Genomic DNA, 16,836 nt, shown 5'->3' with positions numbered 1-16,836 from the left:
AGGTTAAAAGATAGTAAAAAAATAATTGAATCAAAGTGGGAGGGGTTGTCATGGCACATGCACTACAAACACACGTTCAAACAATTAAAACATGGCTTGCAAACACTAAGGCTGAGTGGTCGCCGCTGCAAGAGCTCAAGTATTTAGGAGAAATATTATGGCAGTTAAAATAGAAAAAAAGATCACCGCTTACAAACTGGTGAGCGATGAAGACAAAGCCCAAGCAGCAGAGCTGAAAGAAGCCAATGCCAAAGTGGTGCAACTGGGTGAGCCGCTAGACCGCCCAGAAAAAATCACGGGTTCAACCTACAAAGTAAAAACACCAGTCACCGAGCACGCGCTCTACATCACCATTAACGATGTGGTGATGAACGAGGGCACACCGCAAGAGCACCGCCGACCGTTCGAGATTTTTATCAACTCCAAAAACATGGATCACTTTCAGTGGATCGTCGCACTCACGCGTGTCATGTCGGCTGTGTTCCGTAAAGGTGGCGATGTCACGTTCTTGGTAGAAGAACTTAAAAGCGTGTTTGAACCAAGTGGTGGCTACTTTAAAAAAGGTGGCAAATTTGTACCGAGCTTGGTGGCCGAGATTGGCGAAGTGGTAGAACAACACTTGCAAGAAATTGGCATGCTAAAAAAACCGGGTTTGGATGAACACCAACAAAAATTGGTACAAGAGAAAAAAGCGGAGTACTTAGAAAAGCACGCCAAAAGCGGTGATGAAATGAATGATGAAGGTTTTCCTAAAGGGGCAAGCCTGTGTAAAAAGTGTAATACCAAAGCCAGTATTATTATGGATGGATGTTTGACTTGCTTGAATTGTGGTGAGAGTAAGTGTGGTTAATTTGGTAAAACTCAGTCTATGAGAAAGCTTTTAAAAAAATATAATCATGAATCTCGGCCGGGTGCATTAAATAAAAGCAATAATAAAGTTGCCATATCTGTGGCAGTAATAGCTGCTTTATCCAGCCTATCGTCCACGATTTTTACTTACTACTTTGTTGAACGTGTTAAAAATCAAATAAGTGAAAAACTACTAGTATTAGAAGCAATCAAGGTTGATATTGCAAAGGCTCAGCAACAAACAGCAGCAACTGCAGTTGCTATAGAGGCCACACGATTAGAGTTACAGAGGCAGGCCGCCGGAATTGAGAACGCTCGATTAGATATACAACGTCAAACAGTAACAATAGATAATTCCCGTCTAGGTTTACAGCGGCAAATAGCTCAAGTAGCAAATCAAAACGAATCTAAGAAGGCCGAAATCGATGAAAGACGTAGAAAAGATGAAGAGATACGATTAGCTTCTGAATTATCAAGAGCAGAAGTGGACTTAATCCCAACAATCGAAGTTGGTTGCAGTACTATCAAATTCACACAGCGCCTTGTTAAACTAAATTGTTCTTTTGAAAATAAAGGTATAAATAAAATAACTGTAAAACCTACAAAATTTCTAGTTCTGGATTCAATTACACAAAAAATTCAAGCAAACACAATAGATAGGTTAGAAAATAACTTAGTAGTTAATTCATTGCCTCCAAGAGGTAAAGGAGGCAACGTATACGATATATATCTAACCGAGTTTGGTGATAAATTGAGAAATCGCCTCATTTCTGTAGAAATAGAAGCTGTTACAGACTCGGTAGCAGTAGATAAATTTCGTAAAATCGCAAAAGGAAATATAGACGAAACTAGGTTAGCAAATCTTCCAATTTATCACTACACATTCGTCTCAAATCTACAAGACTAAAAATAACTGGAGTTGGCAAGAATTGGGCATATTAGATGCGAGTTATGAGCCGTATGTAAAGTTTCCTTTCGCCTCTAGGCGAGTTACTTTGCTTTTGCTTGCTCAAAAGAAAGTAACCAAATAAAAGAGCACCCCACTGCCGCTTCATCCTTCGGTCTTAGCGCCGCATCTGCGTGGTGACTGCGGAACTCGGATTTTCAATCCTCAGACAGTCCTCGTCACCTAGCATCTGCCGCTCAAGCCTCAGGCGCGGCAGAGGGGATTAGAAAACCATACGAGCACGCTTGGGCTTGGCTTAGATGGTTGTGCTTTTAGTCCGACATGCAACTATTTCAAATGTTAAAGTCCACCGCATGATGTAGTTTCAACTTTTCGCTAATTGACTAGCAGTAGTGCGCTAGAATCTATTGATTCATGAAAAGAGAAGTTGCATGTCCAAGCCATCACCCGAACAACCCAATAATCCATTACATGGCATCACGCTTAAGCAAATTGTCACTGATTTAGTGGAGCATTATGGTTGGGAGTCTTTAGCGCGGTCTGTTCCCATTAATTGCTTTAGTCATGACCCTAGCATTAAATCGAGCTTAACGTTTTTGCGTAAAACACCATGGGCGAGAGAAAGGGTTGAAGCGCTTTATCTGCAAATGGTAAGCGAAGTAAAAGAGTAAGCATCAGCTCACGATGATGGATTGGAAGTTGGCGTTAAGCAATTGCAACCGTTTCATCACTGCCTTTCATTCTCTGAATGATGGCTAATAACTCATCACTAACACGAATATCATCTTTCACAATCCTTAAACTTATATCTCTAAGAACATCTTTCATCTTCCATTCCACCTCACTAATTGTGATGAACAGTTCTTGGTTGATTTCTTTATCAAGTTTAATTTGCTCCCATAAGCCCAAATCAATGCAATCTGTAAGCCCAGAAACATAAATAATCTGGCATATCTTTTTGAGTCTTACTATTAAATAGTTTGAGAGTTCGAAGTGTTCTGAATTTTTTGCTTTTAGAGGCTTAAGCTGTTCAATTATCTCTTCAATGTTTTTTAACTGCGTTAAAAGCTGATCTAATATTGGGTTAGATTCCTTTACATTTTCATAATCAGCCACAGAAAGTAATAAATCTACCAGGGCATTGTATGGTGCAGAAGGAAAGTCATGACATACTAGTTTAAGTGTAGTAAATAAATTTCGTACGTTGTAATCTCTTCTAGCCATCCCAGAAAATGCCTCGGCTACAATCATTACTTTACCAATATCCGTTCCCTCCTCTGCCGAAATATGATTGGGGTAGCCAGAACCATCGTTTCTTTCATGATGTTCTAGGATTGCAGCTGATACATTTGCAGAATAGTGCATATGCTGCCGAACGACTGTGCTACCGATAATAGGATGCGTCATGATACTTCGCCACTGCTCTAGCGATAGATTTTGCGTGTGAGGAATTACGCAATATAGCTCACCTATATCGTGAAGAAGGCATGCAATCGTTAAATCGTAGATTTGACTTGAATCGAAATTCAGCTTCTTAGCAATAAGTCTTGCGATGAGGGTCATAAATAGCGTGTGTTGAAACGCCTCCATACGATTAGTTCTTTGCACCGTTAGTAGCAATGATGCGAGTGGTGCAAGTTCTAGCTCTTTGATGGCATAAACATCAAGCTGTATTTCAGGATTAAAATTTTGCAGAAAAGGATTATCTTTAATTAACGCATTAGCTTCTGTGTAAAGAACATCGACGGTGAGTGACGGAATGGAAGTGATAGATGTTTCAAGTGGTTTTTTAAGTACTCTACTAATCAGTTTGTCCTTAATTTTTCGAGTAATCTTATAGCCTTTACCCAAGAGTTTATTCCCACTCTGATCAAATACATCTTCAGATAAATAGAACTCGGCATCTTCAGATGCTGAGATAATATTTTCAATGATATTGTTACTTGTATCGTCATGATTCGTCATAACTATTACTTTACATAACTACTGTATTTTTTATAACGGCTTAATATGAATATTATTTAGTGCGTAAAGTTTTTTAATTTGCTTTTGATGAATTAGCCAGGTGTTTAATTTTTGTACGAAAAGCAACTAGTTATTTGGCTAGCCTCGACTGCAACAACACGCTATGCGCTAAAGCAACTCTTCCACAAACCCTTTTGATTTACTTCGCATGCAACCTAGCATTGAGCTGGTCTATCACTTCTGCCCAATCGGCGTCTTTCAGAATCTCTTCACGTAAAAAGGTGGCCTGTGCTGGCGTCCAGTACGGTGCGTCAGCCAATGAAATATAGCCCGCTAAATGGCTATGCGTTTTGATGAAGTTTTCGATCTCTTCATCACCAGCAGGTAAGCCGAGTTGGGCGAATAGATTGTTGAGTGTGTGTAGTGAAGATTCCATGATGCTGACTCCTAAAGTCGTAATTTCAAAGTAATTCTTCCACGTGCTTTTTAATATTGGCAGCGATTTTTCTAGTGGGTAAATCGTTATCATCACCGCCAAACGGGTCTTCAATTTCTTCGGCAATCAGTTCTAAGCTGGCTAACACATAGAAAATAAACACCACGATTGGGATTACGTAGTAGCCCAAGCTAAACACGTAGCCAAACGGCAATGTCATGATGTAGAAGAAGATGAATTTTTTAATGAACGCACTGTAAGAATAGGGAATTGGCGTGTTTTTAATGCGTTCGCACACGCCGCAAATATCGGTAAACGATTGCAGCTCTGCGTTGATAATATAGAACTGGTCGCCCGTGATTTTGCCTGATGTATAGAGTTCGTTGGCTTTTTGAAACAAGTGTTTAGCCACTTGGTTTGGGCTGTGTTTGCGGTGGTCTATGTCTAAATCTAAACCTTCAAACAATACTTTGCTAGCATCTTCATTCAATAAGTGTTTAGAGAGCACCGAGGCATATGCTGGAATCGCGCTTTTGAAGAAATTTCTGTCAGCTTCAATGGATAAATAGGCGGAAAGTTTAAGGGCTAGGTTGCGGCTGTTGTTAACCAGTGCGCCCCATGCTTTGCGGCCTTCCCACCAACGCTCATACGCGGTGTTGGTTCTGTAAGCCAATAATAATGACAATACAAAACCGACGGTGGTGTGCATTAATGGGATATTTTTCACATGGCTTTTATCAGAAAGTTGCCAGAATTCTATCTCCAAGTACGCAATGCCACCGGCATACAAGCCGATGAATATCATCATGGGAATGAGTTGTCGAAAGGTGTCCGATTCGTGAAATCGGAAGATAAAGGTAATCCAGTCTTTTGGGTTGTATTGAATCATGTTTGTATGTATTGAGATGTTGAGGCCAGTTTAACATGGCAAGTATGCTTGAACGGATTACTCCAAACTGGCTGCTGACAAATTGATTGATTGAGTTTTGAAATAATAGTCACTAGTGTCAGACTCCATTTTAGGCATAAAAGTTAGCTGCGTATAAATCACCGTTTGGTTTTAGGTGGTGCGTTTTTACTGGCAATTTCAGCCATGCGCGTTTGTCTTGCTGTTTCTTCGTCTCGCACCGCATCAATCACGCGGATCACACTTTTTAAATCGACAGGTTGGTTGCTTTCTTGATATTGCCCTGTTAATTCAACCTCAAGGCTAAGTGCCCCATGCGCATAGAGTGCCCAAATCTCTTTGCCATATTGTGTGTTGAGTAGATCGGGCGCAAATTGGCCAAAAAAGCTGGATAAATTGCCAACATCTCGGGCTAACATGCTCATTGCGTGATTATTGCCTGCGGCATCTACGGCTTGGGGTAGGTCGATAATCACTGGGCCGTCGTTGCTCAATAAAATATTAAATTCAGACAAATCACCATGCACAATACCCGCGCACAACATGCGTACGACTTCCCTAATGAGGGTGTGATGATGTTTGCGCGCATCTTCTGCAGTAAAGGTTAAATCGTTGAGTCTAGGCGCTGCGTTTCCGTCTGCATCCGTCACCAGCTCCATCAACAGTACGCCTTCGTAAAAGTTGTAGGGGGTTGGTACACGCACGCCAGCGTTGGCAAGCCGATACAAGGCATCCACCTCTGCACTTTGCCAGGCTTCTTCTTGCGCTTGTTTGCCGTATTTTGAGCCTTTTGCCATGGCGCGCGCCTGACGGCTGCTTTTGACTTTACGGTTTTCTGTGTAGTCCACACTTTGGCGAAAGCTACGTTTATTCGCTTCTTTATACACCTTGGCGCACAGTGTTTCTTCACCTCGACGTACTACATATACAGTTGCCTCTTTACCGCTCATCAATTGGCGGCTAACCTCGTCAATGAGGCCATCTTCGATCAAGGGTTCTAGTCTTTTGGGAGTTTTCATAGGGGTGGATCATACGTGTTTAACGGGGTGACCGTAAATTTTAATGATTGATAACGTGAAATTGTTTATTTAGCCAAGCATTCAATTGAGATATGCATTAGGAAATGTTGGTATAAAACAAGTGGGTGAAACTCAAGGCAAAACTAATAGAAAGTGTAGACTTGGCCATGATTGAGTAATGCAGTCAGTAAGTGATATAGCTCCTAGCAATCCATGGCGCATGCCATACAATACAAAAGCCGCTATCTGCGGCTTTTGTATTTTGAGCAATCACACTTAAATCAAACCCATATTAATGGCGATTAGAGTCTTTTTGCACTTTCTCCCAATGAGATATTTGCTTTTCAGCTTCCTCTTGGCTACATCCATAGGCTTCTTGGATTTTGCCAGCCAACTCATCGCGTTTTCCTTCAATCACATCCAGTTGGTCGTCAGTTAATTTACCCCACTGTTGTTTCACTTTACCTTTTAGTTGTTTCCAGTTTCCTTCGATTTGATTTCTATTCATCATAGCTCCTTAAAACATTGATTAAAGATGAGTACATCGAAGCCATATTTAACGCTCATCGAGCCATTAGAAACATAAGGCAGATTCTTAATTGTGTGTAAGAAAGCGCCTATACGCATATAAAAGGGTAGTTGAAGAAAGCGGCTTGAATATCAGTCCAGCCTTAATGACTATTCACTAACGCCGTACATTAGGGGATGCCAATAATTTTGAGGTACTCTTCTAGCGTAAGCGTGAGTTGCTCTAGTGATTCACTGACTTCGTTGAGGTGGACGTTGGAGTTAAGGTGCAGTTGCTCCAGTAGCGCTTTATGTTTTTCAAGTGCATCTAAATGTGCTTCAAGCTTGGTGTCTTTTAGGTCGTTTGCCATGGCGTGTTCTCCTTATTAGCGCTAGCACTCTTGCTTAGACACACCCCAGCCCGTAAGGTTGAAGTGTGTTTTGTTTGACGCTGTTGATACTTCTAAGCCTACTGCTTTAGTGACGCAATATCCACTACAAAACGATATTTCACATCACTTTTTAGCATGCGCTCATAAGCGTCGTTAATGTACTGGGCATCAATCATCTCCACATCGCTGACAATATTGTGCTTGCCGCAGAAATCGAGCATTTCTTGTGTTTCTGCAATGCCACCAATCATAGAACCTGCCACATGGCGGCGTTTGGTAATCAAATTGGCACCGTGCATCTCTAATGGGTCTAGCGGACCGACCAATACCAAGGTCTTGTCACGTTTAAGCAAAGCAATATACGGGTTTAAATCATGCGCGACAGGCACGGTATCAATAATCAGGTCAAAGCTGGCAGCATGTTTGGCCATGTCATCCGCATTTTTAGAAATAAGCACTTCACTTGCGCCTAAGCGTTCAGCATCCACGGCTTTGCTGGCAGAAGTGGTAATCATCACCACTTTGGCACCCATGGCAGCGGCGAGTTTTACCCCCATGTGCCCTAAACCACCCAAGCCGATAATGCCGACTTTTTGGCCGGGTTGTACGTTCCAGTGTTTGAGGGGTGAGTACAAGGTAATGCCTGCACATAGTAAAGGCGCAACCGCTTTGGTATCCAGATTTTCCGGCACATTCACTACATAGTTTTCATCCACAGTAATGCGCTCGGCATAACCACCAAACGTCAGTCCGCCGTGTTTGGGGTCTTTGGCGTTGTAGGTAAACACGGAGTCATCGCAATATTGTTCTACCCCATCATGGCAGGCTTCACAATGGCGGCAAGAATCCACCATACAGCCCACGCCCACCAATTGGCCAACTTTAAATTTAGTGGCATGACTGCCTATTTGGCTAACCCTGCCCACAATCTCATGGCCTGGTACCATGGGGTAAAGCGAGCTGCCACCCCATTCGTTTCTGGCTTGATGAATATCGGAATGGCAAATGCCGCAATACAAAATATCAATGAGCACATCGTGATGGCCGGGTTCGCGGCGATCAATACTCATAGGGGCCACGGGTGAGGTGGCGTTTTGCACACCATAGGCGACTGATTTCATTCTATCTCCTTAAAAACAAAAAGCTAACGCTGCTAAGAATGACAGAGTTTGCTTTGTATTGTTCGCCTAAATGAGATGATTTGCAGGAATTCAGAATCGCACATTCTGTGATTAATTGATTTTGTACATGCAATAGCTATCGCTTTATGCGTGCTGTTGCTAACATCTGGTTTGATAGTGATTAGGAATTTTTGATGTTAATGGTCATGCTACAAATGGCGTTGCTGATTGCCGTAGGCGTACTTTGGCAACGGTTTGCGCCTGCACATATTGCAGCCATTGCGCATCGGCGTGCGCTTACCGATTTAGTGTTTTATATCTTGCTGCCAGCCTTGGTGTTACATGTGATCTGGCAAGCACCATTTGACGCCAGCAGCCTCAAAATCTCACTGACTGCATTGTCCACACTGGCAGTATCCATGTTGTTGATGTGGCTGTGTTTGAAATGCCTGAATGTGTCGCGTCCGCAACAAGGCGCATTGTTGTTGGCCGCTACTTTTCCTAACGCTACCTACTTGGGGCTGCCGGTCACCGGGCAAGTGCTTGGTGATTGGACGCAGGTGGTGGTGTTGAAGTTTGATTTGCTTGCCTGCACGCCCGTGTTGTTAACTGTAGGCATATTAATCGCGCATCGTTTTGGCAACACACAGGACAAGATTCATCCATTACAAGAGCTGATGCGAGTGCCCCCATTGTGGGCGCTGGCGATTGCCAGTGTGCTGAATGTCACCCATACGCCCCAGCCAGAATTGCTTGCACATGCTTTACAGACTTTATCTGGCGGTGTGGTGCCATTGATGTTGATTGCCTTGGGTATGAGTATCCGTTGGGATACCTTGCAGACACGTTTTATCCCCATGCTGTTGCCGGTATGCGTGATTGCTTTGGTAATAGCGCCACTGGTGGCGTTGGGTGTTGGTAGTACGCTGGGGTTGGAATCCAGCACGTTAACCGCGGTGGTACTGCTTGCCGCCATGCCAACCATGATTTTTGGCATTGTAATTTGTGAACGTTACCAGCTAGATGGCGCGCTATATGCGGCCGCGGTGTTTTTAACCAGCATACTGAGCATTGCAACGTTAACCATTTGGTTTCACGTGCTCTCAGGTTAGTTTAGGCGGGTGAATCCGCCTAATATAATATTCAAGCCAGTGTGATAAAACGCTGCGTTAGGTTTTGCATTGAATCACAAAGTGGTGTCTTGGCGGCATGTAAATGCCATCGCCTGCATCGGGGTATACCTCTTTATGTTGCGATACCGTCTTGTAGTCATTGACGCAAAGTTCTTGTGCCTTGGCCTTACATTTCTCTACACCGTTATTAAACTCACTACAACTGAAGGTATGCGTTTGTATGCCGTTATGATCAATGGTGGTGGATTGTACGCTGGCGCAAGAAATAAGCATTAACAGGGGTGCAAAACGTAAAATTTTTTTCATGATTTGTTTCCTTTGTTCTTTTTTGAATTTATTTCATCATTTTGTCACATAGGTATGATAAGCGAGTGTGGGCGAAAGTTGCATGAACCTTTTATGACTAACTTCTCAGACTTGGTTGTGCAATAAAAGGTGGGCTAAGGCTTATTCATTTGTTGGCGTGTTGGCAAAACGATTGCGGCATCGCTTTGATGACGAGGGACTGGCGTCTGCCAGTGCACCTCGTTAATCAAGTTTTGCGCTGAGCTAAACGTGCTCAGTTATTTTTGGGTGTTAAGTGTGTTGAAAGCGGTCATCAAGTTGCGGTAATCCGGAATATGGTTAGAGAATAAGGTGCCCAAACCCTCGATATCATTACGCCAATCGCGGTGTAGTTCACAAGCCGCACCAAACCACGTCATCAACTGCGCACCCGCGGCAGACATACGATCCCAAGCTGCATCACGTGTCAGTTCATTAAAGGTACCGGAAGCATCGCTAATAACAAATACTTCAAAGCCTTCTTCCAGCGCAGAGAGTGCCGGAAAAGCAACGCAGACCTCGGTCACCACGCCAGCAATAATCAGCTGCTTTTTGCCTGTGGCTTTAATGGCTTTGACAAAATCTTCGTTATCCCAGGCGTTAATTTGGCCGGGGCGTGCAATGTAAGGCGCATCCGGGAACATGGCTTTGAGTTCTGGCATGAGCGGGCCATTAGGGCCAGTCTCAAAGCTTGTAGTTAAGATGGTGGGCAAGTTAAAGTACTTAGCCGCATCGGCCAGCGCCAATACATTGTTTTTAAAGCGGTCCGGGTCGATATCACGTACCAGTGACAACAGCCCGGCTTGGTGGTCTACCAGTAATACCGCTGCATTATTTCTATCTAAACGTACATATGGTGTGCTCATTTTCATTCTCCTGTGGTGATTTGGTTAATTGCATTTAATCTTATGCGGTTAATGTGAAGCGGCCGCTGTTGTAATCGTTAACGGCTTGGTCAATTTCCTCCCAAGTGTTCATCACAAATGGGCCATGTCCAACAACTGGTTCGTTCAACGGTGCGCCGTTGAGTAATAGCACAACAGAATCTTGCTGTGCCTCAATCACTAACTCACTGTCTTCACGTTGCATCACGGCCAATTCAGATGGACGAATGATGTGTACATCGCCCAACTTGATGGCGCCTTTCAGTACAAACAGCGCAGTGGTTTCACCTTCGTTAAAAGTGAGTCGTGTACTACCACCTGCCTGCAAGCGCATATCCCACACATTCATCGGGCTAAAAGTGTTGGCTGGGCCTTGATGGCCATCAAGCGCACCTGCAATCACACGCACAGTGCCAGCACCGTTTTCCAGCGCGACTTCTGGAATTTGGCTGCGAGTAATGCCTTGGTAGCCAGGTTTGGTCATTTTGTCTTTGGCCGGTAAATTCACCCAAAGCTGTATCATTTCCAGCGCACCACCGCGTTTAGCGTAGTCGTCGCCGTGGTATTCCTCATGCACAATACCAGCACCGGCCGTCATCCATTGCACCTCACCTTGGCCAATCGTACCGCCCGCATTGGTGGAGTCGTGATGTGATACTTCGCCTTCATACACAATGGTCACCGTTTCAAAACCACGGTGCGGGTGTTGGCCAACGCCTCTGCGCTCAGTGGTAGGCTCAAAGTTGGCTGGGCCAGCGTAGTCCATCAGCAAGAACGGTGACATCTCTTGGTAAATATCGCGATAAGAGAAAATGCTCTGTACTGGAAAACCATCGCCTACCCAATGGTTGCCATTGCTACGTTTGATAAAAGCTAGTTTTTTCATTGTGCGCTCCTTATTTGCTGTTGATGGTGTGACTATAGGCGCATGACTTTTATTTGAATAGATGGTTAAATGTGAAAACATTTTTCATTTAAATGAACAATTGGATCAACGCAGATGGATTTGAACGAAACCGCCATGTTCGTTAAAGTGGTACAAGTGGGCAGCTTTAGTGCGGCAGCACGGCAGTTACAGTTGCCTACTTCTACAGTAAGTACGCGCGTGGCCAGACTAGAACAACGCTTGGGCACGACCTTATTGCAGCGCACCACCAGGCGCTTGCACTTGACCGAAGCAGGTAAAACTTATTTTGAACATGCTGTTTTGGGCTTAGGCCACCTGCACGAAGCCGAGGCGGCAGTCAGTGCCACCAAAGCCTTGCCGCAAGGTAAGTTAAAAATTACAGCCCCTGCCGATTTAGGTGATAACTTATTGGGTGAGCTAGTGCAGCAGGTACAAGCGGTGTACCCGGCATTGGAATTGGAGTTGTTATTAACCGACCGTTATGTGGATTTGATCGCCGAGGGTGTGGATGTGGCGATTCGCACAGGAGAACTGCAAGACTCTAGCCTGATTGCTAAATCATTAGGCGATATACAATGGGCTGCCTTTGCCAGCGCAGACTATTTGGCGCAAGCGCCAGCGTTGCGCGAGCCGCAAGACCTGATTCAGCACCGCTGCATTCAATTTAGCCCGATGGGGCGTGAGAGTTGGACTTTACAGCAGGTGGGTGGCAGCATGACCATTCCGCTTTCTGGCAAAACCATGGTCAATAGCATAGGCGTTGTACATGCCATGGCCAGTAATAGCCAAGGCGTGGCTTTATTACCCACGTATATTTGTAAAACAGCCTTGGCTGATAAGCGTTTGCAGCGTGTGCTGCCTGCATGGCAAGGTCGCAAAGATCCGTTGCATTTGGTATACCCGCAACAGCGTTATATGCCACCCAAGCTGCGTGCGTTTATTGATTTGGCACACACTATATTAAGTGTCAGCTTTCAAGATGCGCAGATAGCATAAAATACTAAGACATCAATAAGACTGAATATATTTGATCATGAAGGGAAATCGTCAGCATGGCTAAATCAATGCCAGAACGCTTATTAGACCAAAATGGAGCCCAAGGGGCATCTGTCGTCATTACGCACCGCGTACTGGCAGGCAAACAGCCAGAGTATGAGGCTTGGCTAAACGAGATTGGTCCAGTGTGCAAAGCCTCAGAGGGCTTACTAGATTTGCACGTGGTTCGCCCAATCAGCGGTATTACTGATACTTACACCATCATTATCCGTTATGACACAGAACAACACCTAAAGCAGTGGATGACGTCTGATGCACGTAAGCAACTAATTGCTAAAACAGAAAACATGCGTGTTGGAAGTGATGATTTTTATATCAGAAGTGGCTTAGATTTCTGGTTTGCCCCAGAGGGTGCCAAAGCCAAAATCCCAGTGCGGTGGAAGCAGTTTCTAATCACATGGTCTGCCATCTATCCAATGGTCACCTTTATACCGTTGGTATTGATTCCGCTATTAAGGCAGTCAGGTTTGCCGGCCAATCATTACATAGATACTTTGATTTTAACGGCTATTCTGGTCTTTATGATGGTGTACGTTGTGATGCCGCGCTATACCAAGTGGGTGCGAAATTGGCTGTTTAAGTAGTAAGCGAGGTATAGGGCTGTCACCCTATTCACACGAAGATAATGCTTTAGAACGCAGTCGAAATTTGCCTGTCATAACTGACTAAGAACGCGTCACCCAACACAGCGAGAGGAATGATTGTGCGTCAACCGATAGTGTATATAGCGTTAATTGCCTGTACAAACTTGGCCATGGCCAGACCCACGATTGTCGATACCTTACAATTGGGACATTCGATTGTAATGGTGACCACAGAGTTGCCTGGGGGATCAAACGGCCAGGCATCCGGTGTAGTGGTCAGCCCTGAGTATGTGGCGACCAATTGCCATATCATCGCCAACACCAACGGCACGAGTATTGCAAAATTTATGGATGCCTACCGCCCAATTGCAATTAAAGCAAACTGGCGGAGGGATTTATGTTTGCTTAAATTTGACCCACTACCATTTACGCCTATCCCCATGCGCGATAGCAGCACGTTGCAATACGAAGAAGAAGTGTTTAGCCTTGGCTTTCCAGCGGGTGCTAACGTGCCGCAACCTTCCTATGGCAATATCAAAGGTAAGTATATGTACGATGGCAGCCTAGTAGTGCGCACAGACGCGTCGTTTGTCATGGGTTCTAGCGGTGGTGCGCTGTTTGATGCGCAGTTCAATTTGATTGGTATTACTACTTTTAAGAGCCCAGGTCATGACGGTTTCTACTACAGTTTGCCCGTGGAATGGATTAAAGAATTAATGAACGCGCCGGAAACGTTTAGCCTTAAAACGCAAGAAGTGCCGTTTTGGGCGTTACCGCTAGAGCAGCGTCCCTACTTTATGCAGGTGGTGATCCCATTTCAAAACAAAGAATGGACAACGTTGCAAACCATTGCAAGCCAGTGGGTAGCGCAAGAGCCTAGCTCAGTGGACGCTTGGTATTTTCTGGGCGTGGCGGAAGAAGGTAATGGTGAGCTGGGCATGGCCAAGACACATTTAAATAAAGCGTATCAGCTCAATCCACGAGATTTGGATGCCATGCTGGCATTGTCGCGCGTGGCATTCGCACAAAAAGATGTCATGGCATTGGAATCACTGGAAGCCCCTGTGAAAGATCTTAACCAAGATGAAGGTGAGAGCATTGCTTTAAAAATAAAGCAGTTGAAACTAGGTGGCTAATTAAGCTAGACGGTAGCCGTTTGCATTATCCTATTCAAATATAGCCAACTAGGTAGCGATTACATCGGCGGCGTATCGCCGCAGCTGGTGTTAAGCCATTTAGCCTGAATGTCCGCTTTTTCATTCACCGGGTTGCCTTGTAATGTGCCACTAAATCGGGATTGACCGGTAAAGTGTTGCGCACTCGTGAGATTGCCTTCTGCGGAACCATTGCCTTTTAAATCTGCGCCATTACAACTAAACGCCAGCTGGTAGTGATTGCCGGAGCGGTTAACGTTTTGTGTGGTGCAACCCGCCTGCGCCTGGTAGAAGTTGGGCAGGGTTTTCTGATTTGCCATTTCTTGCGTGATACATACTTTGGAAATGGCTGCGCCATTTGCGATTTGAGGCATATCCACACCATAGTCTTTGGCGAGCGCTTCAATGTCTTGCATTTGACCAGATGGAATATGTGGAACCAAGCGCAACAAATCAGAGCTTGTAGTGACTTCCCATAGCCCGGGTTGCATATTGTAATCAGCGGCGTGGGCAATGGTGACAAATAGTAGCGCTGACAGTGATAAGCCAAAACGTAATGAATGCATGCGGTACCTACAATGTAATTTAACTCAATTTTAGAGAACGGGCTTGTGATATAAGTTCATCTGAATGTGGCTTGTAATGGACTATCTGCGTTGTCATGGTCAATGTAGCTAGCCATTTTTAGTGGCTTTTAGATGCGGTTTTTATACATGCGTTCACGAATACCATGCTGTTTTTTAAGACATTTACGGCAATTCACTATAAAATGCCAGTTCAATTAGAGCTGCTGCAGTCTTAATTTTGGAGTAACAATATTTAGATTGTGTATGTGCTATTTGGTTGGCTGCACATCATTATCTTTCTATAAATGTTACTTACAATTTCAATATGTCTGACCAAATAACAACAAAAAACACGCAAGTCAGCACGGAGCTTGCAAAGTGGACGATTCCGATTCGAAAATGGGCTATCTGGCAGGATGGTGTGGATCAACATACCACGCCGGATGTTAGTTTCATTGATGCAAACTCCCGTAGAAAATTAAGCAGATTTGCCAAAATGGCACTGAAGGTTGCACACGACTGTAGCGACGATGTGCCTCAAGCCCATTTTGTGTTCGCTTCCCAACATGGGGATATTGTACGTACAACAGAGATGCTGTTCGATTTGGCAAGGCAAGAAGAGTTATCGCCTACCGTGTTTAGCATGTCTGTATTAAATGCGTGTGCGGGCATGTACTCTATTGCAAAACGAGATCACTCCCCTTCCATTGCAATATCCGCTGGCGCATCCAGTTTTGGCTATGGCCTGTTAGAAGGTGCGTTCCACCATCTGAATCATCCGGATACGCCGGTGATTTATGTTTATGTGGACGAAACACCCCCCTCTGTTTATGGTGATACAGCGCGTATGTTGACCAGCGCGCATGCCATCGGTGTGTTAATTGCAGACCATGCAACGGTCAACGTGAGCTGTCAAATGACGGCGAGTGCGAGTGATGCTGTCACTACGACTGCCCAATCTGTTTCGTTTATGGATGGTTTGTTAAACCATCACAACGCGCACTGGGAAGGCGAAGGCATGCGCTGGGATTGGACTTATAGTGAACGCTAAAATCAATTATTACTGGCGCTTGTTGGCGACAGGTGCTTGTTTCGCTGTGTTTGGAGTGGGTGCGCTCATCATGGCGGTGATTATTTTCCCGGTAGTGAGTCTGCTTGCTAGAAAAAACAAAGCAAAGTATGCAAGATGGGTCATTCACAAAGGGTTTGCTGGGTTTCTCTGGTTGATGCAAGCCAGCGGCGTTTTAAAGTTTGAGATCAAAGGCGCTGAAAAACTAAAACAATGCAGCAATGTGCTCATTCTGGCAAACCACCCCACATTAATTGATGTGGTGGCATTGATTGCGCATATTCCGAATGCGAGTTGCGTGGTTAAGCGCGCGTTGTGGAGCAATTTTTTTGTGGGTGGCGTTGTACGTGCTGCCGAATACATTAGCAACTCTGATCCGGATAACTTGATTCAGGACTGTGCAGCCGATTTGAGAGTGGGGAACCCGCTCGTGATTTTTCCGGAAGGTACGCGCACTACGCCAAACAAACCTTTGAAATTCAAGCGGGGCGCAGCGCATATGGCATTGGATAGTAATGTCCCCATTATGCCGATTGTGATTAGCTGTAAACCCTCAACGTTAACGAAAGGTGAGAAGTGGTATACAATTCCCTCACAAAAAGCACACTTGTATATCGAGGTTTTTGAGTCACAATCCATCCATCATCTTGTTAACGCGCATGATGACCAGCAAGTAGTCACTGCACGGCAATTGACAAACACATTAGAACAACACTTTACCGAGGCAATCAATAAGCATGGAACAATTACGGCTTGAAATTAAACATCTGATCATCAACACTTTGGCGCTTGAGGATACCACGCCAGATGATATTGCAGATGACATGGCTTTGTTTGACGCAACTGGGCTAGGGCTGGACTCCATAGACGCGCTTGAAATTGGCGTGGCATTGCGTAAAAAGTATCATTTAACGATAGAAGCCAATAATGCAGATAATCGGGAGCATTTTTATTCAATTAGTAATTTAGCAAAGCTGGTAGATGCTCAATTAAAAGCTGCGCAATTAAAAGACACACAATTGAACAATCAATAAATCAAATACATACAGTTAGAAA

General features: G+C 44.5%; 21 protein-coding genes. 10 read left to right on the top strand and 11 right to left on the bottom strand.

Annotation, left to right across the window (positions count from 1 at the left end):
• Positions 1 to 157: 157 nt before the first annotated feature.
• From A3Q3_RS0108100 to A3Q3_RS0108090, 3 genes are all read left to right on the top strand, one after another.
• Positions 158 to 850, top strand: coding sequence for an NrdJb (locus A3Q3_RS0108100; RefSeq protein WP_020183086.1), 693 nt, complete (start codon positions 158 to 160; stop codon positions 848 to 850).
• Positions 851 to 868: 18 nt separating this feature from the next.
• Entirely contained in the window at positions 869 to 1,756 is an 888-nt protein-coding gene (locus A3Q3_RS0108095; RefSeq protein ID WP_020183085.1) for a hypothetical protein, read from the top strand.
• Positions 1,757 to 2,187: 431 nt separating this feature from the next.
• Positions 2,188 to 2,427, top strand: a complete 240-nt coding sequence (locus tag A3Q3_RS0108090; protein WP_020183084.1) for a VF530 family DNA-binding protein — start codon at positions 2,188 to 2,190, stop codon at positions 2,425 to 2,427.
• Positions 2,428 to 2,461: 34 nt separating this feature from the next.
• Here A3Q3_RS0108090 and A3Q3_RS14155 read toward each other — a convergent pair whose 3' ends face one another.
• The 7 genes from A3Q3_RS14155 to A3Q3_RS0108055 all read right to left on the bottom strand — a co-directional run bounded on the left by A3Q3_RS14155 (position 2,462) and on the right by A3Q3_RS0108055 (position 8,103).
• Entirely contained in the window at positions 2,462 to 3,721 is a 1,260-nt protein-coding gene (locus A3Q3_RS14155; RefSeq protein ID WP_020183083.1) for an HD-GYP domain-containing protein, read from the bottom strand.
• 199 nt (positions 3,722 to 3,920) lie between these two features.
• Positions 3,921 to 4,157 (bottom strand): DUF2789 domain-containing protein, encoded by a 237-nt coding sequence (locus tag A3Q3_RS0108080; RefSeq protein WP_020183082.1) that lies wholly within the window; start codon positions 4,155 to 4,157, stop codon positions 3,921 to 3,923.
• A gap of 25 nt (positions 4,158 to 4,182) precedes the next feature.
• Positions 4,183 to 5,046, bottom strand: a complete 864-nt coding sequence (locus tag A3Q3_RS0108075; RefSeq protein WP_025225051.1) for a bestrophin family protein — start codon at positions 5,044 to 5,046, stop codon at positions 4,183 to 4,185.
• A gap of 158 nt (positions 5,047 to 5,204) precedes the next feature.
• Positions 5,205 to 6,083 (bottom strand): PA4780 family RIO1-like protein kinase, encoded by an 879-nt coding sequence (locus tag A3Q3_RS13785; protein WP_020183080.1) that lies wholly within the window; start codon positions 6,081 to 6,083, stop codon positions 5,205 to 5,207.
• 292 nt (positions 6,084 to 6,375) lie between these two features.
• Positions 6,376 to 6,591, bottom strand: coding sequence for a CsbD family protein (locus tag A3Q3_RS0108065; RefSeq protein WP_020183079.1), 216 nt, complete (start codon positions 6,589 to 6,591; stop codon positions 6,376 to 6,378).
• 190 nt (positions 6,592 to 6,781) lie between these two features.
• Positions 6,782 to 6,961, bottom strand: a complete 180-nt coding sequence (locus A3Q3_RS0108060) for a hypothetical protein (RefSeq protein ID WP_020183078.1) — start codon at positions 6,959 to 6,961, stop codon at positions 6,782 to 6,784.
• Positions 6,962 to 7,059: 98 nt separating this feature from the next.
• Positions 7,060 to 8,103 carry an NAD(P)-dependent alcohol dehydrogenase gene (locus A3Q3_RS0108055; protein ID WP_020183077.1) on the bottom strand — a complete coding sequence of 348 codons (1,044 nt, stop codon included), beginning with the start codon at positions 8,101 to 8,103 and terminating at the stop codon, positions 7,060 to 7,062.
• A 194-nt stretch (positions 8,104 to 8,297) separates the two neighbouring features.
• Here A3Q3_RS0108055 and A3Q3_RS0108050 point away from each other — a divergent pair, with 194 nt between their 5' ends.
• On the top strand, positions 8,298 to 9,215 hold the full coding sequence (locus A3Q3_RS0108050; protein WP_020183076.1) for an AEC family transporter: 918 nt from the start codon (positions 8,298 to 8,300) through the stop codon (positions 9,213 to 9,215).
• Positions 9,216 to 9,272: 57 nt separating this feature from the next.
• Here the strand turns inward: A3Q3_RS0108050 and A3Q3_RS0108045 are convergent, their stop codons facing one another.
• From A3Q3_RS0108045 to A3Q3_RS0108035, 3 genes are all read right to left on the bottom strand, one after another.
• Positions 9,273 to 9,542 carry a hypothetical protein gene (locus A3Q3_RS0108045; RefSeq protein WP_020183075.1) on the bottom strand — a complete coding sequence of 90 codons (270 nt, stop codon included), beginning with the start codon at positions 9,540 to 9,542 and terminating at the stop codon, positions 9,273 to 9,275.
• A gap of 257 nt (positions 9,543 to 9,799) precedes the next feature.
• Entirely contained in the window at positions 9,800 to 10,426 is a 627-nt protein-coding gene (gene ycaC, locus A3Q3_RS0108040) for an isochorismate family cysteine hydrolase YcaC (RefSeq protein WP_020183074.1), read from the bottom strand.
• Positions 10,427 to 10,466: 40 nt separating this feature from the next.
• On the bottom strand, positions 10,467 to 11,330 hold the full coding sequence (locus A3Q3_RS0108035; protein WP_020183073.1) for a pirin family protein: 864 nt from the start codon (positions 11,328 to 11,330) through the stop codon (positions 10,467 to 10,469).
• 114 nt (positions 11,331 to 11,444) lie between these two features.
• On the opposite strand from A3Q3_RS0108035, the gene A3Q3_RS0108030 reads away from it, so the two are divergent.
• From A3Q3_RS0108030 to A3Q3_RS0108020, 3 genes are all read left to right on the top strand, one after another.
• Positions 11,445 to 12,347, top strand: a complete 903-nt coding sequence (locus A3Q3_RS0108030) for a LysR family transcriptional regulator (RefSeq protein ID WP_020183072.1) — start codon at positions 11,445 to 11,447, stop codon at positions 12,345 to 12,347.
• Between the two features lie 56 nt (positions 12,348 to 12,403).
• Positions 12,404 to 12,991, top strand: a complete 588-nt coding sequence (locus A3Q3_RS0108025; protein WP_157355078.1) for an antibiotic biosynthesis monooxygenase — start codon at positions 12,404 to 12,406, stop codon at positions 12,989 to 12,991.
• 113 nt (positions 12,992 to 13,104) lie between these two features.
• Entirely contained in the window at positions 13,105 to 14,127 is a 1,023-nt protein-coding gene (locus A3Q3_RS0108020; RefSeq protein ID WP_020183070.1) for a trypsin-like peptidase domain-containing protein, read from the top strand.
• Positions 14,128 to 14,186: 59 nt separating this feature from the next.
• On the opposite strand, the gene A3Q3_RS0108015 is transcribed toward A3Q3_RS0108020, so the two are convergent.
• On the bottom strand, positions 14,187 to 14,711 hold the full coding sequence (locus tag A3Q3_RS0108015) for a DUF3617 domain-containing protein (RefSeq protein WP_020183069.1): 525 nt from the start codon (positions 14,709 to 14,711) through the stop codon (positions 14,187 to 14,189).
• 325 nt (positions 14,712 to 15,036) lie between these two features.
• Here A3Q3_RS0108015 and A3Q3_RS13780 point away from each other — a divergent pair, with 325 nt between their 5' ends.
• From A3Q3_RS13780 to A3Q3_RS0108000, 3 genes are read left to right on the top strand one after another with little or no spacing between them, the layout of a single operon-like run.
• Positions 15,037 to 15,762 carry a beta-ketoacyl synthase chain length factor gene (locus A3Q3_RS13780; RefSeq protein WP_020183068.1) on the top strand — a complete coding sequence of 242 codons (726 nt, stop codon included), beginning with the start codon at positions 15,037 to 15,039 and terminating at the stop codon, positions 15,760 to 15,762.
• Positions 15,752 to 16,537, top strand: coding sequence for a 1-acyl-sn-glycerol-3-phosphate acyltransferase (locus tag A3Q3_RS0108005; protein ID WP_020183067.1), 786 nt, complete (start codon positions 15,752 to 15,754; stop codon positions 16,535 to 16,537). The genes A3Q3_RS13780 and A3Q3_RS0108005 overlap by 11 nt, the downstream gene beginning before the upstream one ends.
• Positions 16,518 to 16,814 (top strand): phosphopantetheine-binding protein, encoded by a 297-nt coding sequence (locus tag A3Q3_RS0108000; RefSeq protein ID WP_020183066.1) that lies wholly within the window; start codon positions 16,518 to 16,520, stop codon positions 16,812 to 16,814. The genes A3Q3_RS0108005 and A3Q3_RS0108000 overlap by 20 nt, the downstream gene beginning before the upstream one ends.
• Positions 16,815 to 16,836: the final 22 nt, after the last annotated feature.

Source organism: Methylotenera sp. 1P/1, from assembly GCF_000384355.1.
Taxonomy (GTDB): domain Bacteria; phylum Pseudomonadota; class Gammaproteobacteria; order Burkholderiales; family Methylophilaceae; genus Methylophilus.
The sequence above is the reverse complement of the archived record's forward strand: the minus strand, read 5'-3'. Positions and strand labels throughout refer to the sequence as shown.